The 20,424-nt window shown below is 58.9% G+C and carries 22 protein-coding genes and 1 tRNA gene; 11 read left to right on the top strand and 12 right to left on the bottom strand.

Annotated elements, in window-relative coordinates; genetic code table 11:
- Window positions 1–429 carry a VOC family protein gene (locus BLT54_RS18590; protein WP_074646675.1) on the top strand — a complete coding sequence of 143 codons (429 nt, stop codon included), beginning with the start codon at window positions 1–3 and terminating at the stop codon, window positions 427–429.
- Between the two features lie 134 nt (window positions 430–563).
- Complete coding sequence (locus BLT54_RS18585; RefSeq protein WP_074646674.1) at window positions 564–1,085, top strand: helix-turn-helix transcriptional regulator; 522 nt, start codon at window positions 564–566, stop codon at window positions 1,083–1,085.
- A gap of 105 nt (window positions 1,086–1,190) precedes the next feature.
- Here BLT54_RS18585 and BLT54_RS18580 read toward each other — a convergent pair whose 3' ends face one another.
- The 9 genes from BLT54_RS18580 to BLT54_RS18540 all read right to left on the bottom strand — a co-directional run bounded on the left by BLT54_RS18580 (window position 1,191) and on the right by BLT54_RS18540 (window position 10,256).
- Complete coding sequence (locus BLT54_RS18580) at window positions 1,191–1,877, bottom strand: DUF4167 domain-containing protein (protein ID WP_074646673.1); 687 nt, start codon at window positions 1,875–1,877, stop codon at window positions 1,191–1,193.
- 483 nt (window positions 1,878–2,360) lie between these two features.
- Window positions 2,361–3,263 (bottom strand): peptide chain release factor N(5)-glutamine methyltransferase, encoded by a 903-nt coding sequence (gene prmC / locus BLT54_RS18575; RefSeq protein ID WP_245708058.1) that lies wholly within the window; start codon window positions 3,261–3,263, stop codon window positions 2,361–2,363.
- Window positions 3,260–4,309, bottom strand: a complete 1,050-nt coding sequence (prfA, locus tag BLT54_RS18570) for a peptide chain release factor 1 (RefSeq protein ID WP_074646672.1) — start codon at window positions 4,307–4,309, stop codon at window positions 3,260–3,262. Before prfA ends, prmC begins: the two co-directional genes overlap by 4 nt.
- Before the next feature lie 58 nt (window positions 4,310–4,367).
- Window positions 4,368–4,790, bottom strand: a complete 423-nt coding sequence (locus BLT54_RS18565) for a DUF1499 domain-containing protein (protein WP_074646671.1) — start codon at window positions 4,788–4,790, stop codon at window positions 4,368–4,370.
- 1 nt (window position 4,791) lies between these two features.
- Window positions 4,792–5,757 carry an agmatinase gene (speB, locus tag BLT54_RS18560; RefSeq protein WP_074646670.1) on the bottom strand — a complete coding sequence of 322 codons (966 nt, stop codon included), beginning with the start codon at window positions 5,755–5,757 and terminating at the stop codon, window positions 4,792–4,794.
- A gap of 215 nt (window positions 5,758–5,972) precedes the next feature.
- Window positions 5,973–6,563, bottom strand: coding sequence for an outer membrane protein (locus BLT54_RS18555; protein ID WP_074646669.1), 591 nt, complete (start codon window positions 6,561–6,563; stop codon window positions 5,973–5,975).
- A gap of 219 nt (window positions 6,564–6,782) precedes the next feature.
- The gene (locus tag BLT54_RS18550) at window positions 6,783–8,630 is read right to left on the bottom strand and encodes an ABC-F family ATP-binding cassette domain-containing protein (protein ID WP_074646668.1); all 1,848 of its coding nucleotides are present in this window, start codon (window positions 8,628–8,630) and stop codon (window positions 6,783–6,785) included.
- Window positions 8,631–8,820: 190 nt separating this feature from the next.
- Window positions 8,821–9,345: a hypothetical protein gene (locus BLT54_RS18545; RefSeq protein WP_074646667.1), complete on the bottom strand. Its 525-nt coding sequence runs from the start codon at window positions 9,343–9,345 to the stop codon at window positions 8,821–8,823.
- A gap of 149 nt (window positions 9,346–9,494) precedes the next feature.
- Window positions 9,495–10,256 (bottom strand): GNAT family N-acetyltransferase, encoded by a 762-nt coding sequence (locus BLT54_RS18540; RefSeq protein ID WP_074646666.1) that lies wholly within the window; start codon window positions 10,254–10,256, stop codon window positions 9,495–9,497.
- 177 nt (window positions 10,257–10,433) lie between these two features.
- Here BLT54_RS18540 and msrB point away from each other — a divergent pair, with 177 nt between their 5' ends.
- Window positions 10,434–10,841: a peptide-methionine (R)-S-oxide reductase MsrB gene (gene msrB, locus BLT54_RS18535; RefSeq protein WP_074646665.1), complete on the top strand. Its 408-nt coding sequence runs from the start codon at window positions 10,434–10,436 to the stop codon at window positions 10,839–10,841.
- 134 nt (window positions 10,842–10,975) lie between these two features.
- On the opposite strand, the gene BLT54_RS18530 is transcribed toward msrB, so the two are convergent.
- Window positions 10,976–11,428: an outer membrane protein assembly factor BamE gene (locus BLT54_RS18530; RefSeq protein WP_074646664.1), complete on the bottom strand. Its 453-nt coding sequence runs from the start codon at window positions 11,426–11,428 to the stop codon at window positions 10,976–10,978.
- 113 nt (window positions 11,429–11,541) lie between these two features.
- Here BLT54_RS18530 and BLT54_RS18525 point away from each other — a divergent pair, with 113 nt between their 5' ends.
- The 8 genes from BLT54_RS18525 to BLT54_RS18490 all read left to right on the top strand — a co-directional run bounded on the left by BLT54_RS18525 (window position 11,542) and on the right by BLT54_RS18490 (window position 18,247).
- On the top strand, window positions 11,542–12,108 hold the full coding sequence (locus tag BLT54_RS18525) for a YceD family protein (RefSeq protein WP_074646663.1): 567 nt from the start codon (window positions 11,542–11,544) through the stop codon (window positions 12,106–12,108).
- Window positions 12,109–12,451: 343 nt separating this feature from the next.
- The gene (gene rpmF / locus BLT54_RS18520; protein WP_074646662.1) at window positions 12,452–12,658 is read left to right on the top strand and encodes a 50S ribosomal protein L32; all 207 of its coding nucleotides are present in this window, start codon (window positions 12,452–12,454) and stop codon (window positions 12,656–12,658) included.
- Window positions 12,659–12,717: 59 nt separating this feature from the next.
- Window positions 12,718–13,836, top strand: a complete 1,119-nt coding sequence (gene plsX / locus BLT54_RS18515; protein ID WP_281241911.1) for a phosphate acyltransferase PlsX — start codon at window positions 12,718–12,720, stop codon at window positions 13,834–13,836.
- A 12-nt stretch (window positions 13,837–13,848) separates the two neighbouring features.
- Window positions 13,849–14,823 carry a beta-ketoacyl-ACP synthase III gene (locus tag BLT54_RS18510; RefSeq protein WP_074646661.1) on the top strand — a complete coding sequence of 325 codons (975 nt, stop codon included), beginning with the start codon at window positions 13,849–13,851 and terminating at the stop codon, window positions 14,821–14,823.
- Window positions 14,824–15,048: 225 nt separating this feature from the next.
- Entirely contained in the window at window positions 15,049–15,348 is a 300-nt protein-coding gene (gene ihfA / locus BLT54_RS18505) for an integration host factor subunit alpha (RefSeq protein WP_009571767.1), read from the top strand.
- Window positions 15,349–15,385: 37 nt separating this feature from the next.
- The gene (locus BLT54_RS22915; RefSeq protein ID WP_245708057.1) at window positions 15,386–16,855 is read left to right on the top strand and encodes a MerR family transcriptional regulator; all 1,470 of its coding nucleotides are present in this window, start codon (window positions 15,386–15,388) and stop codon (window positions 16,853–16,855) included.
- Between the two features lie 138 nt (window positions 16,856–16,993).
- Window positions 16,994–17,070 (top strand) — tRNA-Pro (locus tag BLT54_RS18495).
- A 103-nt stretch (window positions 17,071–17,173) separates the two neighbouring features.
- The gene (locus BLT54_RS18490; protein ID WP_074646660.1) at window positions 17,174–18,247 is read left to right on the top strand and encodes a 2'-deoxycytidine 5'-triphosphate deaminase; all 1,074 of its coding nucleotides are present in this window, start codon (window positions 17,174–17,176) and stop codon (window positions 18,245–18,247) included.
- Between the two features lie 23 nt (window positions 18,248–18,270).
- Here BLT54_RS18490 and BLT54_RS18485 read toward each other — a convergent pair whose 3' ends face one another.
- Together BLT54_RS18485 and BLT54_RS18480 are read right to left on the bottom strand one after the other, a co-directional pair.
- A complete protein-coding gene (locus BLT54_RS18485; RefSeq protein ID WP_143026882.1) occupies window positions 18,271–19,710 on the bottom strand; it encodes a GGDEF domain-containing protein in 1,440 nt (479 codons plus the stop codon).
- Between the two features lie 312 nt (window positions 19,711–20,022).
- Window positions 20,023–20,331 (bottom strand): hypothetical protein, encoded by a 309-nt coding sequence (locus BLT54_RS18480; protein WP_074646658.1) that lies wholly within the window; start codon window positions 20,329–20,331, stop codon window positions 20,023–20,025.
- Window positions 20,332–20,424 lie beyond the last annotated feature (93 nt).

The raw sequence follows: 20,424 nt of genomic DNA, 5'->3' as shown, positions 1-20,424 counted from the left end.
ATGTTTTCGCATGTGACAGTTGGAGCCGATGATTTGGCCCAAGCGGCGGCGTTTTATGACGCGGTTTTGGGCGAAATTGGCATGGTACAACGGGTGGTTGAGCCGGATGGCGGGCCTGATTCGCGCTGTTGGGTCCGGCCAGAGGCGCCCTATCCCCGGTTTTACGTTTATCAGCCTTTTGACGGTGCCCCCGCGCGCGGCGGCAATGGCGCAATGTTGGCCTTTATCGCACCGTCACGCGCGGCGGTGGACGCGGCCCATGCCCAAGGACTTTTGCACGGCGGAACGGATGCTGGCGCGCCGGGTCTGCGCGCCCATTACGCGCCGGATTATTACGGTGCCTATCTGCGTGATCCTTCGGGCAATAAAATCCATATCGTGCATCGCGCCGAGTTTTGGGACGATCTGACGGATCGCTCAAACCGATAAGGCCCTCGGCGTGCATCGCGCCAAATGCAGCGCCTAAAGCGTTGCGTCATAAGCCTGTCTCACGGGGTTATGGCCGAACGCCCACAACATTGATATGTCTTAAAGCGTCACCCTTCCCCACGAAAGGACCCGCCATGGCGCGTTTCACCTCGGCCAAAGCCCCGGCGGCGATGATCACCTTGATTGCGATCCAGACCTTTTGTGCGGTTTTCTTTGTCTTCGATGTCTTCACCGATCTGCAAGAGGCAGGCGGCAAACCGACGACGCATCTTTTGATCGAAGCCATGGCGGCGGCGACTTTGGTTTTGGCGATCCTGTTGGAACTCGGTTATCTGATCGACCTGCAACAGCGCAAAGCGCGATTGGAACACAGCCTGCATGCGGCGTCACAGGCGGTGTTTGATGTGATCGAAAGCCATTTTGAGTTGTGGAAACTCTCACCCTCTGAGCGCGATGTGGCGCGGTTTTTGGTCAAAGGTTTTACCATCGGTGAGATCGCCGAATTTCGCGGCAACAAAGAGGGCACGATCAAGGCCCATCTCAATGCGATTTATCGCAAATCCGCGACCCGCAACCGAGCCGAGATGATGTCGGCGTTGATTGATACGCTGATTGACACGGCGCCGTCCTCACACGCCCCCTCCGATCGGGCCTGATTGACCACTGACCCTTTCAGCCTCAACATAAAACCCGCACAACCAAGTGCGGGTTTTATGTTTTGGTCATAAGCACCGCGCCCAAAGGCCCGGCGACTTATGCAATCACTCTGCGGCCTCGGAACTGTCGCCTGTGGCGGCACTGTCCGCCTCAGCTTTGCCCTTGCCAGTATCACCACCAGTATCACCGCCCGCATTGCCAGACGTCTCGTCCGTCGTTTTGGGTTTGCGCGGCGCGCGCGGTTTGCGCGGGGCACGGGGCTTTTTCGGCGCAGGTGCGGCACTTTCAGGTGTTTCCACCAGTCCGGTGTCGTCGCTTGCAGGCTGATCTTGTGTGCTGTGATCGACAAAGACCACATCGGGCTGATCGCCCTCACCGGCCACCGAGGATGGCGAAGACGCCGGTTGCGACACGTTCTCAGCCGCCTGCTCTTCGCGTTTGCGATGACGCTCGGCACGTTCTGCACGCTCAAGACGTTCCGATTCCTGACGGTCCCGGCGCTCTTGTTGCTCGCGCTCTTGTTGTTCGCGCTGCGCATCCATTTCTTTTTGCGCCACGCTCAACAAGCGCAGGTAATGTTCCGCGTGCTGCTGAAAGTTTTCAGCCGCCACACGGTCATTGGACAGCTGTGCGTCTCGCGCCAGCTGATTGTATTTGTCGATGATCTGTTGCGGCGTGCCGCGCACCTTGCCCTCCGGGCCGGAACTGTCAAACACGCGGTTGACGATGTTGCCGACGGTACGGGGGCGATTGTTGGTCTTGGACCGCGAACGGTTTTTAGAGGATCTCATACAGTATTCTCTCGAGCCTTTGTCTTCCGGGTTCTTCGGACCGGCTTATGCTAGATCGGGCTTGTCTGTCCCATGCGCTCCCCGAAATGGGAGCCCTCAACGTCTAAGCTGTGTTGGGTAACGGCGCTGGGGACAGAAGTCCTGCCAAACGCTGTCCTCAGTAATCATGTCCCACCCCTGTTGACAAGCAGTTTTTGCGCTCTTCACGGGCTAAATGCGACCGATGGCCCCTTTGTCGATGCCCCAGCGTCAGATCAATGTCACAAAATCACGCCTCAGGATCACATCACGGGATCACGTCACAGCATAACAACGCAGCATCACATTGCAAAGCACGCGATAGATTTTCTACGGACACTTTCGGACACCGTAGCGCATACATGACGCATACATGGCGCATAAGGGTTACGATTTTCCTGACGCTTGTCCGAAAGCATCGGCCCATGCTGTCCGAAAGGATCGGCCCATGGATCGCCCCCGGTGTCACTTACCCGCGTTGCGTGGATGTGGATTGGGCAATTGCCCCCGCACCACCCGGTCCCGGCCATCGAGATCGGCGATCACCCGCACCGCCTTGAACCCCTGCGCCAGCAACAGATCGGACACGGCCGCACCTTGGGTTGGGCCGATCTCCAACAGGATGCGCCCACGCGGGGCCAAATGCGCCCGCGCCTCGGCCACAATCGCACGGTAGGACGTCAATCCATCCGCCTCATCGGTCAACGCCATGCGCGGCTCATAGGCCAGTTCGGGCGAGAGCGCGGGCATCTCAGAGGCGGCAATATAAGGCGGGTTGGAGACGATCAGATCAAAACTCCCTTCGACCCCCTGCCACCAATGCGCCTGTTGAAACCGCGCCTGTTTGGTCAGGCCCAAAGCGGCGCAATTTTGACGCGCCACCGCCAAAGCCGCCTCGGACAGATCGGTCCCAAGCCCTTTAGATATAGGGTTTTCCGCAAGCAATGTCAAAAGGATAGCTCCCGATCCTGTGCCAAGATCAAGGGCGGAGGCAAAGGGCTGTGTCAGCGCCTCTTGGATCAATATCTCCGTCTCGGGACGCGGGTCCAACACATCGGCATTGACCTGAAACTCCCGACCATAAAAGGCACGGCGGCCCAGAATATGCGACACGGGTTCGCGCGCCACGCGCCGGGCAATGGTGGCGTCAAACGCGGCTTGCGCCTCTGGCGAAATCGCATCGGGCAACACCAAGGTCAGCCGGTCTGAGGCAATCCCCAACACATGCGCCATCAACAGTCGCGCATCGCGGCCTGCACCCTCAATCTCGGCGGTGGCCAGCGCGCGGGTGCCAATAACAAGCGCCTGCTGAACGGTGGTCGCCGTGCTCACACCCGATGTCACACCCGTTGTCACACCCGATGTCATTGCCCCATCTCCGCCATCAATCGCGCCTGATGATCGGAAATCAACGCGTCAATCACCTCGTCCAAATCGCCGTTCATCACCGCATCGAGCTTATAGAGCGTCAGGTTGATGCGGTGATCGGTCATCCGGCCTTGCGGAAAATTATAAGTGCGGATGCGCTCCGAGCGATCGCCGGAGCCGACCTGCGATTTGCGCTCGCTTGAGCGCGCATCATGCAGCTTTTGCCGCTCTGCGTCATAGAGCCGCGCACGCAACACGTTCATCGCGATCTCGCGGTTGCGGTGTTGCGATTTTTCTGAGGAGGTCACGACGATCCCGGTCGGGATGTGGGTGATCCGCACGGCAGAATCGGTGGTGTTGACGTGTTGCCCGCCCGCGCCAGAGGATCGCATCGTGTCGATGCGGATGTCATTGGCGTTGATTTCGATGTCCACGTCCTGCGCTTCGGGCAGAACAGCGACTGTAGCGGCGGAGGTATGCACCCGCCCACCCGATTCCGTGGTTGGCACGCGCTGCACCCGATGCACGCCGCTCTCGAATTTCATCCGGGCAAAGACGCCCTGCCCGGCGATATTGGCGATCACCTCTTTGACACCGCCCAATTCGCTTTCCTGCAGTTCGATGATCTCAAACCGCCAACCCCGGGCCTCGGCGTAGCGTTGATACATCCGCAACAAATCCCCGGCAAACAAGGCCGCTTCATCGCCGCCGGTGCCGGGGCGAATTTCGACGATGGCCGATCCGGTGTCGGCGGAATCCTTTGGCAAAAGCGCGATTTGCAGCGCCTCTTCGGCCTCGGGCAGTCTGGCCTTGAGCACAGGAATTTCCTCAAGCGCCAAAGCCCGCATATCCGGGTCCGAGAGCATCTCTTCGGCCTCTGAGAGATCGGACAACAGGCCTTGATAGGCGCAAATTTGGTCCACCACGGGCTTCAAATCGGAATATTCCCGCCCCAAAGCCGCAATATCGCCCGTTCCTTGCGCCATGGAGGCCTCAAGAAATTCAAAACGCTCAACGATCTGGTGCAAACGGTCCTGTGGTATCATGGGGTGATCTGTTGCCCTGCAAATGTCGCAGGGTCAAGAGAGGCCGACACAGCGCGCCTCAAAATCCTGCAGCCGCCCGCCATGCGGCCACCCGGCGACCATTGACGCCCATGTCGGAGCGACCAAAGCGCAGCCGCGCCAAAATCGCCACCTCTGCCCCGGTCTCCGTTGACCTCGCGGCGATGGTGGTGAAATCCGGGAAGCCCCAAAAGGCGGTGCGGGTGCGATAGGTCAACCGCCCCTCCTCCACCGATCCGGCCACATGCCGGGTGCGCAGTTCGGTTTCGGCGATGGCGGCAAGGCGCGCGAGGGCCTCGTCCGCCTCCATCGGCACGCTGAAGACCTCCAACACCCCGCCCGGCACCGGGTCCACCGCCGCAAACGGGTCGATATGCCACCGCGACGGCACCGTGGGCGCCAAACGCACCGCAGCTTGCAACAGGGCAAAAAGGCCAATGAGGAGGAGGAGCGCGGTTTTCACGTCATGCTTCCTTACGGCGGGTCCAGCCAAACAGGCTGATGATCTCCATCGCGACATGCGCACCCGCAATTGCCGTGGCCCCGGTGGTGTCATAGGGCGGCGAGACTTCGACCACATCACCGCCGGTCAGGTTCACCCCGGCCATGTCGCGCAAAATCGCGGCGGCCTCCCACGAACTCAAACCGCCCCACACCGGCGTGCCGGTGCCCGGCGCAAAGGCCGGGTCCAGACAGTCGATGTCAAAGGTCAGGTAACAGGCGCGCTCTGCGACGATCTTTTTGACCTCGGCGGCGACCCAGGCCGCACCACGTTCATGCACCATCCGCGCATCAATGATATTGACGCCCATCGTGTCCGGGTTGTCAGTGCGAATACCGATCTGGACCGACGTTTTCGGATCAATCAGCCCGGTTTTCACCGCCTTGTAAAACATCGTGCCGTGATCAATCCGGGTCAGGTCGTCATCGGCCCAAGTGTCGGAATGGGCATCGAAATGAATGAGGCTGAGGGGGCCGAATTTTTCGGCATGGGCCTTGAGGATCGGGTAGCTGATGTAATGATCGCCGCCCAAAACGAGGCTGCCAGCCCCAGAGGCCAAAATCGTGCGAATGTGGTCGGTCAGCGCATCGGGAAAATCGGAGACCTTGGCATAATCAAAGGCCAGATCGCCGTAATCCACCACGTTGAACTCATCAAAAGGCGAATAACCCCAACCGTAAGGCGCATCAAAGGCCTGCAACGCCGAGGCTTCGCGAATCGCGCGCGGGCCAAGGCGGGTGCCGGGGCGGTTGGTCACGGCCTGATCAAACGGCACCCCGGTGATGGCCAAATCCACCCCGCTCAGATCCTTGGTATAACGGCGGCGAAAGGCGGACAGCGCGCCGCCAAAGGCGTTTTCAAACGCAAGCCCGCGCCCGGAGCCGGTGAAGGCCATATCAATCTGAGTTTTTGCGTCTTCCAATGCCATTTTGCACGGGCCTCCCTTTGCTTTGCCCCACTGTAGCGTGGCGCGCGGACTTGGCAATCAGATGCGGCAAAATTCTGATCCGCCACGATAAAACCCCCGCCCTGAGATCAGGACGGGGGCTGTGACGAGAGCAAGCGGGGGGCGCGCCCTTCGTCACTGGGGGGAACGCGGGAGAAATGCAAGGGCCACCCAAAGGCCGCCCTTCACTCCGAGGTTTAGAAGCGGAACGACACGCGCGCACCAAGCGTGGTGGCGGAAAGATCAGAACCGCTGTCGTCGAACTCGCTAAAGTCGTTTTGCAACAGCTCAACACCGGCGTTCATGTTGTCGGTCACGGCGTAATCGACACCGATACCGTAGGTCACGCCCGTGTCGGAATAGGAAGCCCCACCGATGTCAGCGTTGGCATAGGCCGCGCCGACCACACCGTAAACCAGCGTGGAGCCCATATCATAGCCAGCCCGCAATTTCAGACGGGTCAAGTCGTCGAGCTTGGTGGTGCCAACTTCCATTTCGGATTTGAGATATTCAAGCTCGCCACCCAAAACGAACTGACCGAAGTCGTAATCGTAGCCGCCAAACAGGCCATAGGTCATGTCATCGGCGTCATCGAGCGCATCATTGCCCCAGCCGTAGCCAAGCGTGCCACCGGCATAAGCGCCCGTCCAATCAGCACCAACCGGAACAACCGGCGCCGGGGTATAAACAGTGGGTTCAGGGGTGGGAGCTGTCATGCCACCTGCAAATGCAGGAGCGGAAAGAGCCATGCTCGCGAGCACCAGAACGGAAGTTGTCATACGTTTCATAATAGTCTCCTTAACTGCCTCAGGATCGTCCAAAGGTGATGCCGTTTGCGACACCTCGATCAGGGAGATAATGGTTTTTTTCCAAAGAAACAGAGGGGTTAAGGTCACGCCCGCGTGAGGTCTTCGTGATGGGACAAAAGACGCCGAAGGATTTTGCCGTTCTGGCAGGAAGCCGCCGAAATTGGTCCTCAACTGGCCCTTAATGAGAAAAACCCCGACTTATGCGTCGGAATTTTTCTCCTCAAGCGTAAGCCATTCTTCCTCAGCCAGAGCGAGCGCCTCCTGGCGTTCGGTCAGCATATCCGTGGCTTTTTTAAACTTGACCGGCTCGCGGGTGAACAGGTCAGGATCGGCCAAAAGTTCGGACAATTTGCCAATCTGTGCTTCGATCTGCGCCATCTCGTCGGGCAGCGCCTCAAGACGGTGCTTTTCGGTGAAAGTCAGCGCGGTTTTTGCCTTGGCAGGCGCTTGCGATGCCTCTGCGGGCTTGGCATCCGCCGGTTTGCTCGCAGCACGCTCCGCCTGTTTGGCATTTTCGCGCTCCCGCGCCTTGGCCACGGCCCCGCGTTGCGATTGATAATCCGACCAGCCGCCGGGATAAGACGTGGCCCAGCCATCGCCCTCCATCGCCACGGTTTGTGTCGCCACCCGGTCAATGAAATCACGGTCGTGCGACACCAACAGAACCGTGCCCTCGAAATCGGTCAACAACTCCTGCAACAGGTCAAGCGTTTCGATATCAAGATCGTTGGTCGGCTCATCGAGCACCAAAAGGTTCGAGGGGTGCGCCATGATTTTGGCCAGCAACAGCCGCGCCTTTTCACCGCCCGACAATGAGCGCACAGGCGCGCGCGCTTGCGCATCGGTAAAGAGGAATTCTTTGAGATAGCCGACCACATGTTTCGGCACGCCGCGCACCATGACCTGATCGGCCTTGCCCGACACCCGCATGTCTTTGTCCGAGGTCATCGCCTCCCAAAGGGTCAGGTCTTCGCGGATGTTGGACCGGTTTTGGTCAAACACCGCCATGTCCAATTTGGTGCCGAGCTTGATCGTGCCGGTGTCCGGTTCCATCTCGCCGGTCAGCATTTTCAACAGCGTGGTTTTGCCCGCGCCATTGGGGCCGACAAAAGCGATCCGGTCGCCCCGCGCCACTTTGATCGAGAAATCGCGCAGGATCACCTTGTCGCCAAAGCTTTTGGAAATGCCTTCGGCCTCGACCACGCGTTTGCCGGATTTTTCAACCACTTCAAGATCCATCGCCGCCGTGCCCTGACGGCGGATTTGCCCGGAACGTTCGGCACGCAGGTCTTGCAATGCGCGCACCCGGCCCTGGTTGCGTTTGCGCCGGGCCGAAATGCCCTCGACCGCCCACCGCGCCTCGGCCTTGATCTTGCGATCCAACTTGTGGCGCTGCATGTCCTCGTCGTCCCAAATCTTGTCGCGCCATTCTTCAAAGGCTTCAAACCCTTGCTCTTGGCGCTTCACCTCGCCCCGGTCGATCCAAAGCGTCGCGCGGGTCAGGTGATTGAGAAACGCGCGGTCGTGCGAGATCAGCACAAAGGCGGTTTTGGTGGATTTCAACTCGTCTTCGAGCCAGGCAATGGCTTCAATGTCCAAATGGTTGGTCGGTTCGTCAAGCAACATCAACCCCGGCGCTTCGGCCAAAAGCTTCGCCAAGGCGGCGCGGCGTTTTTCCCCACCCGAGGCGGTGTCCACCGGCGTCTCGGGATTAAATTTCAACCCTTCGGCGACCATATCGACCTTATAGGTCTCGGCCGGATCAAGTTCCGAGGCGGCAAAATCGCCCAAGGTGGCAAAGCCCGACAGGTCCGGGTCCTGCTCCATATATCCGACCGTGATCCCCGGCCCCAAAACCCGCGATCCCCGGTCCGGTTCAACCAGCCCGGCCATGACCTTGAGCAAAGTCGATTTCCCCGACCCATTGCGCCCCACAAGGGCGACACGATCGCCCTCCTGAACCACAAGGCCAAGGCCATCAAATACGGGATCTCCCCCAAAAGTGAGGGAAATGTCGGAGAGCTGTAAGACGGGTGCGCGTGCCATGCCGCACCGCTACTGTGCGCCGCGCAAAAGGTCAACGGGGAACGGAGCGGTTGGGGACGTGGGCGGTGACTTAGGGTCGAAGTGAGTAGAGACTGCCCTTTGCAAAGGCTGATCGTTGCACCAAAGCCGCCATTGGGCAAAGTTGTGGCGAATGGCGGCTTTGAGGCCAGACTCTCAACCAAAGTTACTTTCAGAATGTAAATCCACTTGGCACATCTGGCCCATTTGCAAAAGATGATACGAACCGAACATCATTTGCACTCTTCAGCTCTTCACCACCAATAGCCAAAAGCGGATTCCCGCCACCTTTATCTTCGAAGACCAGCAACTTGAAGTAACCATCTTCAGCCAAACCGATATCATGCAACAAAAGCTCTTTTCCGTTGGCTTCTACAAGGCACCGAAGTTGTTTTTCCTTAGTATGGTTGCAGAATCCGATCCGTGCAAAGTCTTGTAAGAAATAGACATTTTGCGTGTCCACTATTGGTTGAATAATGAAAGAGCCGTAAAGAGCCTCTACGATCATCTCCCATTCGTCGTTTGCGCTATCATAGCTTGTTTCGATTCCCCCGAGAACAGCGAACGGATGAAGCGCATCCAGAGCCTTTAGAAGTAACCCTAATTGTTCAACAGCCTTATAGGGAAGTTCTACGTCGCTTTCCAAAAAACCATCCTCATGTTCGAGTTGTTCGCAGTCTAGAAGAAAATCAGTCATTTGACATAGGCGTTACCACGACTTTCAAAGGGCATCTTCATCCCGCACCGCCGTCATCCGGGCGCAACACTCGGAAGATCCGCTATCACTCTCTGATCTTAACGCCATATCTGCAAAGGGCCAAAATCAGCCCTTCAAACCGTCCCCCGTCACCCCGCCACGGCCCGCAACAATTTCTTGCGCGCGGGTGGGATGGCGTTGATTTCCACACCGGTGAAGACGTGCATGGTGCCGAGGTCGCGGTCCACGACGGCGTGATCGGAAACCCAGCCGCCCATCATCAGGTAGGTTTTCAGCAGCGGTGGCATTTTCAACATGGCGCGGCGGGCGTCGGGTTTGCGGCGCAGGCGGGCGGCGAATTTGAAGACGTTGGGGGCTTTGACCTTGGGCAGAAACCGTTTTGGCCCCAAATGGCGGTGTTTGAGCATGGCCAAAGCGTCGGCGTGGTCCTTCCATTCGGTGCCATGAAAAGACGAACAGCCAAACAGCAAAGCGATCTCTTGTTCATCGACGTAGCGCGTCATCGCGCCCCAGGCGACGCGCAAAATATCCGGGTCGCGGGCTTCGGGGTGAATGCAGAACCGGCCCATTTCCAACATCCGGCCTTCAAAATCGGCCAGACCGTCGAGGCCATAAAACTGCGCGGAATAGCTGCGGGCAATCTCGGCACCACCGGCCAGATCGAGGAAGCGATAGGTACAGACGAGCCGCCCGGTCTTGCGCTCTTCGATCAAGACATGGCGACAGAGCGCATCGAAATCATCGGCCTCAAGCCCATCTTCGCGCAGACCCGCGCCCTGAGCGCCTGATCCGACGATAAAGGCAAGGTAACGCAGGCGCTGTGCCGCTTCGATGTCGTGGCGGGTCTCAGCAAAACGGGCGGTGTAACGGCCCTTGAGCAACGGGATCATGGCACTGGTCCTTTTTCAGCCTCACCTCAGGCATCCGCCCCGAACAAGGGACGCCTATAGACTATGGTGTCTCTCCTTCTTGCCCGCAAGACATGACGATTTTTTGAAACCCGATGCGTCTTGCTTCACGCGGACACCCCCCTATCTGCTATATCAAAGAGCAAAAGGAGTGCGCCAATGGCGAAGATTGACAAAACAGAGGCCGAATGGCGCGACACATTGGACCCTGAGACCTTTCGCGTGACGCGACTGGCGGGAACAGAGCGGCCCTTTTCGCATCCCGGCTTTCCGAAATCGGCCGGGTCATTTAAATGCGCCTGTTGCGGGGCGGAGCTGTTCACCCAAGAGACGAAATACGAAAGCCACTGCGGCTGGCCCGCGTTTTACGCCACCAAAGAGGGCGCGCCCGTGGCCGAAACCCGCGATCTGTCGCATGGCATGGTGCGCGTCGAGGTGCATTGCGACGATTGTGGCGCGCATCTGGGCCATGTGTTTCCCGACGGGCCACAGGACAAAACCGGGATGCGCTATTGCATCAACGGCGTGTCGATCCGGTTTGAACCGAATGAGGGCGCAGAAGGATAAGGCGAAAACGCCCGAACAGTCTGCCCCACAAGACAGTCCGCCGCAAAGACCGCCAGCCAAACAAAAAGCCGCCCAATCAGGCGGCTTTTTCATACGAAGATTTCATGCGGGATACGACAGCCCGTCACAGCCCGTTATTGCAACAATTGATCGGCGGAAATTTGCCCCAAGTTGCCAAACAACTGTTTGATAAAGGTCGTGCCCTTGGTGTTGGCCACGGTCACACGACGCGACAAGACCACGACGCGGCCCTGTTCCAACCCGAACCGTTCGATATTGCTGACCGTGCCACGCGAATCAAAGGAGATGGCAACGACCTGACGGTCCACCTCTTTGGGCTCAAACGCCCCCATGTGACGGAATTGCGAGCGGACATAATACCACCCGGAACTGTCCAAAATGCCTTCGGTGCCGGGAACGCCGATCACGTCAGAGACGGTGTCTTTGGTGTCCACGCCCACGACGACCTGCGCCAGAGCCTCCTCAGAGGGGACATAGCCATGGTTGCGGTATTGCGCGACACAGCCGGACAAAACAACAGCAAAGACAACGCCCAAAGAGAGCCCTAGAATGCGGTTCAATCTCATGGTCGGTCCTTTTGGGAAAATGCGTGTGGACATGTGCCCCCTCTTGCCTTGTGCGCGCGCGCCTCGTATCCGGCTTATAGAAACAGCGCCCGACGATCAAGGAGACATCCAACATGGGACACGACGGTTTGACAAGCTGGGGCACTGAGTTGCGCTTGCGCGATCTCTCAAATGCCCACGCTCACCCGTTCCGCCTCATCCCCACCTCGGAAGACATGGAGGTGCTGGCCACGGCACTCGGTTTGTCTGCGGTGAAAAAATTGCGCTTTGAAGGCAAACTGACCCCCATCGGCAAACGCGACTGGCAATTGACCGGAACGCTGGGCGCGACGGTGGTTCAGCCCTGTGTGGCCACGCTTGCGCCGGTCACCACGCGGATTGATACGCCGCTCTCGCGCACCTATCTGGCCGATCACAGCGATGAGATCGACGTGGCCGATGCCGAAATCGAAGCGCCCGAGGACGATACGATCGAACCTTTGCCCGCAACCTTGTTGCTGTCTTTGGTGGCCGAAGAGGCGCTTGCGCTTGCCGCACCCGATTATCCCCGCGCCGAAGGCGTTGAAACCGTCAGCGCCCAGATCACCGAGCCGGGCAAAGCGCCCTTGCTTGATGAGGATACAAAGCCTTTTGCCAGCCTGAAAGCGCTGCGCGATATGCTTGGAAAAGATGACGCTTAAGACGGGGTGCAAGGCGGGGCGAAAGCCCAGAAAAAGGCGCATACACCACGACCAAACAAAAAGGTTGCACGCCTCAAGATTCCGAGTATGTTCCCGGCCTCGCTTCCCGTAACGGTTTTGCCTGTGGCATCTGTGGCGCATGGGATCGGTCCTGACACAGGTCACGGACCAAATTCATGTGCCATCCATGTCAAACTGCATGGTTTACACTCTGCCCGCGAAGCCCTATGAAGCGCCGAGAATTGATCGGGATAACACCCGAATGTATATGGGGCCACGGCCCCGCCCACCTAGGGGCCCGCACCAAAGGCGGATCAGATCCCCACGAACCCGAGGTCGAGACATGGCTGTTCCTCAGAATAAAGTCACCCGCTCCAAGCGGAACATGCGCCGCGCGCACGACGCATTGGTTGCTGGCAATCCGGCAGAATGCCCGAACTGTGGCGAGTTGAAACGCCCGCACCACGTCTGTGGCGCATGTGGCCACTACGACGAGCGCGAAGTCGTTGCAAAAGCCGACGAGATTGATCTCGACGACGACGCAGCATAAGCGCGTTTGACTGCCCTGATGCCGCCAAGAGCATGAGCACGCCCGTTCCCTCCTCTCCTATGACCGTCTCGGATGTTCCGAGTCGGGTTGATGAGACGAAAGGGCGGCTTGGCGCGCGCGGGGGCATTCAAGTCACGCTTTCTATCGACGCCATGGGTGGCGATCGTGGGCCGGCGACCATTGTCGCCGGCATTGCACGTTCTGCGTCCAAAAACCCCCATTTGAATTTCATCCTGCATGGGCCCGGTGACGAGCTTGATAAACTTGTGCGCAAGCGCAAGATTTTGAAAGATCGTGTCGAGATCCGCGACGTGCCCGGCGTTGTGCGCATGGATGAAAAACCATCGCAGGCGATGCGCCGCGCCGATACCTCGATGCGCTCAGCCATTGATGCCGTCAAAGACGGTGAGGCGCAGGCCTGTGTGTCCTGTGGCAACACCGGCGCATTGATGGCCACCTCGATGATCCGCCTGCGCAAGCTCGACGGCATCAACCGCCCCGCCATTGCCTGCCTCTGGCCCTCGCGCAATCCGCAAGGCTTTAACGTCATGCTTGACGTCGGCGCGGATATTCGCGCCGATGAACGCGACCTTTTGCAATATGCGATGATGGGCGCCTCCTACGCCCGCAACGGCCTAAACCTCAATGTCCCGCGCGTCGGTCTTTTGAACGTCGGCACCGAAGAGCACAAAGGCCGCGCCGAATTGAAAGCGGCCCAGGATTTGATCGCCAACGCCTCTGGCATTGGTGGCTATGAGTTCATGGGATTCATCGAAGGCGGCGATATTCCCGGCGATAAGGTCGATGTCATCGTCACCGACGGGTTCACCGGCAATGTCGCGTTGAAAACCGGCGAGGGCACGGCGAAACTCGTGGGTGATTTCCTCAAAGAAGCGTTCAAAGCCACGCCGCTGTCGCGCATCGCTGCGCTGCTCGCTTTGACCTCGCTCAAACGCCTGCAAAAGCGAATCGACCCGCGCCGCGTCAATGGCGGTGTGTTCCTTGGCCTCAGAGGCACCGTGGTCAAATCCCATGGCTCGGCGGACGCCACCGGCGTCTCTGCCGCGATCAAATTGGCCTATGAGCTCTCCGCCTCAGGTTTTTCCGAACGTTTGGCGGCACGGGTTGCATCTGCCGTCGCCTCAGCGCAAAATGACGGAACGTCACAACCAAAATAAGGCGGCAAAGCCATGACTATCCGGGCAGTTATCACGGGGGTGGGCCATTACCTTCCCGAACGTGTGGTTGAGAACGCCGAGTTCGAAAAAACCCTCGACACCTCCGATGAATGGATTCGCTCGCGCTCCGGCATTGAACGCCGCCATTTTGCCGCCGAGGGGGAAACCACCTCGATGATGGGCACCACCGCCGCCAGAGCTGCGCTGGCCGATGCGGGCCTGACGGCCGCCGACATTGATGCGGTGATCGTGGCCACCTCGACCCCGGATCTGACCTTCCCCTCTGTGGCGACGATGATCCAAAAAGAACTGGGCATGACCTGCGGCTTTGCCTTTGACGTACAAGCGGTCTGTGCCGGGTTTATCTATGCCCTCTCCAACGCCAATGCCCAAATTGTCTCAGGTCAGGTCAAACGCGTTCTGGTGATCGGTGCCGAAACCTTTAGCCGGATCATGGATTGGACCGATCGCTCAACCTGTGTGCTGTTTGGCGATGGCGCGGGGGCTTTGGTGCTTGAGGCGCGTGAGAGTGCTGGCACCTCCGAAGATCGCGGCATCCTCTCCGTCGATCTCAATTCCGATGGCACCTATAAAGACATGCTCTATGTCGATGGCGGTGTCTCCACCACCGGCACCTCTGGCAAATTGCGGATGCAGGGCAATGCTTTGTTCCGCCAAGCCGTGCAAAAACTGGCAGAAACGGCAGAAACCGCCATTGCCAAGGCCGGATTGACCCCTGCCGATATTGATTGGATCATCCCGCATCAGGCCAATATCCGCATCATCGAAGGCACCGCGAAAAAGCTCGGTCATGCGATGGATCAGGTCGTTGTCACCGTTCAGGACCACGGCAACACCTCCGCCGCCTCGATACCCCTGGCGATGTCCGTTGGCCGCGCCCGTGGTCAGATCAAAGACGGCGATCTCTGCGTGGCTGAGGCGATCGGCGGTGGTTTGGCCTGGGGCGCAGTGGTTCTGCGCTGGTGATCATGCGCGCAGTGGTTCTGCGCTGGTAGCCATGCGCGCAGTGGTTCTGCGCTGGTAGCCATGCGCGCAGTGGTTCTGCGCTGGTAAACTGGGGCAGATGTAAGCACACTTGCGACAAAATCCGCCCGTTCACCCATCTCAACACCCTGTGCCAAGTCATTGATATTGACGCTTGCTTTGCAAACTGCCACTCTCCTTGGCAACTCACTACACCGGGGGAGACCGATGAGCAAAACTTTGACACGAATGGATCTCAGCGAAGCCGTGTTTCGCGAGGTCGGCCTGAGCCGCAATGAATCCGCAGCCCTTGTTGAAAGCGTATTGGCCCATGTGTCCGACGCGCTGATCGGCGGCGAGACGGTGAAAATCTCTTCTTTCGGCACCTTCTCCGTGCGCGCCAAATCCGAACGCGTGGGTCGGAATCCAAAGACCGGCGACGAGGCCCCGATCCCCGCACGCCGGGTGTTGACCTTCCGCCCCTCGCATCTGATGAAAGATCGCGTGGCAGACGGCAACAAGGCCTGATCCGAGGCCCACAAACTCTTGTAAAGGTTTGTTTTAAATGGATAAATCACCGGACGCCTTTCGCACAATAAGCGAAGTCGCCGATTGGCTCGACACGCCTGCGCATGTGTTGCGCTTTTGGGAGAGCCGTTTTACCCAAGTCAAACCCGTGAAACGCGCGGGCGGGCGGCGCTATTACCGCCCTGCCGATATGGCGCTTTTGGGCGGGATCAAAAAACTGTTGCACGACGATGGGATGACCATTCGGGGCGTGCAAAAACTGTTGCGCGAACATGGGGTGAAATACGTCGCCTCGCTGTCGCCGCATATTGAGGGGGTCGATCCGATCTCGGCGCAGGCCAGCGGATCACCGGGTCCCCTCGCCCCTCCGGCGCATGAAGCGATTCCCACAACGAATCCCTCTGTGCATCCCCCAGTGAATCCCTCTGCCCCTGCCATGGCGCGGATCGCGGACGCGCCCATGGCCGAAAATGTGCCGCATGACGCCTTTGACATCGCCACCCCACCGGCAGAGAAAATTGTGCATTTCTCGCGGCCCTCTTCTCCCGCACCGCATGCCCGGTCCGAGCCAACGCCGGCTCCGGCGGAGCCCAGCACGCCCACGCCGGACGCTCCCTTCACGCCGCCGCATGGGTTTGAGCCACAGTTTGAGCAACCGGCCCCCTTTGTGGCGGACAGGAACGCAGAACCGCCCACCGCAGCAGAAGAGGATGCCGCCACGCCTGAGCTGACGTCAGACGCGATCCCAGAAGCGCCCCATGAGTCCATGGCGGAATCGGTGTTTGACATGCGGGCTGAAGAGGCGCTGACCCCGGAAGATCGAGACCAGGGACCGTTAACCGGCCCGGCTGAGGCCAACGAACCATCGCCGCGTCAGGACAGCCCTATCGCGGCAGACACGCCGGAGCACCCCGCCTTACCGCAGACCACCGAACAGCACACAACCGAACAGCACACAACCGAACAGCACACAACCGAACAGCACACAACCGAACAGCACACAACCGAACAGCGAACCACTGAACAGCGGACCTTTGACTTTGATCTGACATCGGCGGCCTCCGTGCCCGCACCCTTGACGCCAAGCGCCGACGCGCGGGCGACTTTGACCGCGGACTTTGCGGCAGACGAGGCGGCGGCGGATGAGGCCGATGAGATGTCTGGGGATATGGCCGATTTGGACCCGTCAGACGGCCCGGCCCTTTTCGCCGAACCGGGCGAAGAGCCTGTCGCGAAGGCCGGTCCAGACAGTCCCACAGATGTCAGCCCTGACATCGCAGCCGAAGCCCCTGCCCCCACAACTACCCCCACTGCGCCCGCGCACCTCCCGCCGCTTGGGGTCGGGATGGACCTGCCGGACGACCCGGATGAGGCGGCGGCGGATTTGGTCGTGGGAGACGGTATTTTAGGCCGGCTCAATCATCGCGACCTGATCCGGGTTCCGCCGCAAGACATCGCCACCCTCTTGGCGCGCACGCAAGCCCTGCGCGCGCGATTGGTGTCCTGATCCGCCATTGCGCTCCCATCATGTCCCGACCCACAGTCAGTGGCGCAGCGACACAAACCTCCCGCATGCGGTTTCGCATCAGATTTGCCGAAATTCCGCTTGCCCCTGCCAATAAAATCACTATGTAAGGCTCCAGTTCGGGCTATAGCGCAGCCTGGTAGCGCGTCCGTCTGGGGGACGGAAGGTCGCAGGTTCGAGTCCTGCTAGCCCGACCAAAACACCCTTAAAACCGCTCGTAAGCCTCTGGGCTTGCGGGCGGTTTTGCGTTAAGGGGGATAAACTGCGCCCTTTGGGGCCAAAGCGACGTGAGGGATGAACATGGGTGTATTGGCTGATCACGCGATCCGCGACATGGTGGCACGAGGCGAGATTACGGCCAGACCAGCGGTGATCGATGCACAGGTGCAACCCGCCTCCCTTGATCTGCGTCTTGGCACCCGTGCGTGGCGGGTGCGGGCCTCTTTTTTGGCGGGCGACGGGCGCAAAGTGGCGGATCGGCTGGCCGAATTTGAAATGCACCAGATTGATCTGAGCCACGGCGCGGTGCTGGAAAAAGGCTGTGTCTATGTCGTGCCCTTGATGGAATCTTTGGCCCTGCCAAAGGGCGTTCAGGCGGTGGCCAATGCCAAAAGCTCGACCGGGCGGTTGGATCTTTTGACCCGGCTGATCACCGATGAGGGCGTCGAATTTGACCGCATCGCCCCCGGCTATCACGGCCCGCTATTTGCCGAGATTTGCCCCCGCTCCTTCTCCGTTCTGGTGCGTCCCGGAATGCGGCTGAACCAAATCCGATTTCGGGCCGGACAAGCGATCCTCAGTGACGCGGAATTGAAAGCGCTGCACAGTGAAAGCCCGTTGGTCGATGGGCCTGCGATGATTGATCAGGGGCTTGGCTTTTCGGTCGATCTCAAACCTGCGTCGGGTGATCTGGTGGGTTACCGCGCCAAACCGCACACGGGCGTGATTGATCTCGACAATATTGGCTATTACGAACCCTCGGAATACTGGGAACCGATCCATGCCAAGGACGGGCGGATCATTTTGGACCCCGGTGCGTTCTACATTTTGGTGAGCCGCGAGGCGGTGCATATCCCGCCCGATTATGCCGCCGAAATGGCGCCTTATCTGGCAATGGTCGGGGAATTTCGCGTCCATTATGCCGGGTTCTTTGATCCGGGCTTTGGTCACGCCAATGCCGGAGGCGCGGGCTCGCGCGGGGTGTTGGAAGTGCGCTGTCACGAAGCGCCTTTCGTGTTGGAAGACGGGCAGATCGTCGGCCGTTTGGTCTATGAGCGGATGGACAGCCGTCCAGAGCGGCTTTATGGCGCGGATTTGGCGTCCAATTATCAGGGGCAGGGCCTGAAACTGTCGAAACATTTCCGCGCGCAGTGATCCCCATCTCGCGGTTCAGCACCTCAGTGAACCTTATCACGCGGTGGCAAAAGATCGGTGGCGCGCACCGTCTGACCGCGTTCTGATCTGAAACATTTGACCCGATTGCGCCCCTGCGTCTTGGCACTGTAAAGCGCCGTGTCGGCGTGTTGAATCGTCTTCTCCAACGAGTCGGCCCCGTTGCGACTGTCATAACAGGTCACGCCGATCGAAATGGTGATCGGTTCAACCTCCAACCCATTTTTCCAACTCACATGCGTCGCAATCGCCGTGCGCAAGACCTGTGCGATGTTCATCGCCTGATCCTGCGTGGCACCGGGCAGCAGCATCAAAAATTCTTCGCCGCCCCAGCGCGCCACCATATCAGAAGACCGCAGCTTGCCCCGCAACACGCCCGCCACGTTTTGCAACACCCGGTCCCCCGCTTCATGGCCCAGCGTGTCATTCACCCGTTTGAACAAATCAATATCGGCCAAAATCACCCCCACCGTGATCTCGTCGTCATCCCGGCGTCGGCCACGGGCCATATTCTGGACCATGGCGACATAATCGCCCACCGCATGGCGGTTCAAAAGCCCGGTCAGCGGATCATGGCGCGCCCGGTGTTCAACCTCGCGCAACAAAGCCCGCCTGTCGCGTTCGATCCGTTCAAACACTGATCCTGACACCAAAATGATCATGCCGAAAAGCCACATGGCCGAGGCCAGAATAGCCTCAAACATCATGGCGGTTTCGGTCAGATGTGACACGGCACCGACGATCCAAACCCCCACCATCGTGCCAAACAATTGCAGTCGCGCCATCCGTCCCCACGCCGATGTGGTGAGAAGCGGTCGCAAAATCACGCTGCGACTAAAAGAAAAAATTGAGGAAACCCCAATCAGGATAAGCAAAGCCAGTGTCGCGGGAGACATGTCGACATTGGCCGCTGTCAGCCCATAGGAGTAGATCAAAAAGACAAAACTCACGGGCACCAAGCCCGACAAGGTCACCACGAATCCTGACACGGGCGCGACAGGGCGCAGAAATGCGCCCAAGCTGAACAACATCAATGAGATGGCTGTGCTCATGGCCATATCATCGCGCGGGTCTCTATTGAACAGAAACGCAGCCACGTCAGACAGGGGCGTGGCCGCCAAGAGGTAGATCTCAGCCAAACGAAACAGCGTAAGGGCGAAGACCAAAGCAAACAGCCCGCGCCGCCAGAGTTGCACCACCGGAAACAGGGTTTTGTAGATCAAAGCGATGCTCAACAGCAGGATACAGATCAGCGTCAGCGGGGTGGGACCATGTCCGGTCGGATAGAGCAAATCGCCGCCATAATGAGCCAGTTCCATCCCGGTAATGATTACAGCCAGACAACCAGCAATAAGAGCCAGCAAGGATTGCATCCGAAACGCAATCAAGGCCGGACCAAAGGACGGCCGTGTCGTGTCAGTTTGGAAGCCGGAAGGAAGGATCAATGCCTCACTCTCCCCTTGTTTGCGGGAAACAACATACCCAAACACCTAAATTCATTACCAATATTCCTGCGACCGTGACCGTATGAGTCCGCTCGGAGAAACTGTGCTAGGGTCTCTTAATTGTGGTAAATAAACAGTAAAAATATACCCTATGTCGCATGACATAAGCACGTTTCCGCCGATATTGGCGGAAAATCATGCGTTTACACCCGTTTCCTCACCTGTTTTCTTTGTGACATCACGTCGCTCGTGCTTGAGCGCCGCTTTGACGCGCCTTTTGACACGCCTCAGGTGAAGAGCACCAACTCGGTGTCAGAACCGTCCGATGCGCTTGTTCATCCGCGCCATTTTACGTGCGCGTTTGGCGGCCTGTTGCGCCTGAGCGTTCAACTGGGACTGATCTTGGCCGCCACTCTGGCCGCCGTTTTGCCCTTGCCCCGACCGAGCGCGGATGTTGCCGTAATCATCGACCTCGCCCATTTGCGCATCGCCCTGCACCCCTCCGGATTTGCGCCGCGCCAAGGCGGAACTGCCCGCATCAATGCCCTTGTTGATCCCTTTACTAATCAGAACCCGCATCACGCGGTTGATGATCATGCTGATCAGTCTGTCCAAATTCATCGTCACTCTGCTTTCCGGCCATTTTCTGACCCATTCTCTGACCTGACGGCTGCGGTTTCGATTCACTTTAACATAGATAGGCGCGCAATGCGC

It is taken from the genome of Celeribacter baekdonensis, from assembly GCF_900102315.1.
GTDB lineage: Bacteria > Pseudomonadota > Alphaproteobacteria > Rhodobacterales > Rhodobacteraceae > Celeribacter > Celeribacter baekdonensis.
The sequence above is the reverse complement of the archived record's forward strand: the minus strand, read 5'-3'. Positions and strand labels throughout refer to the sequence as shown.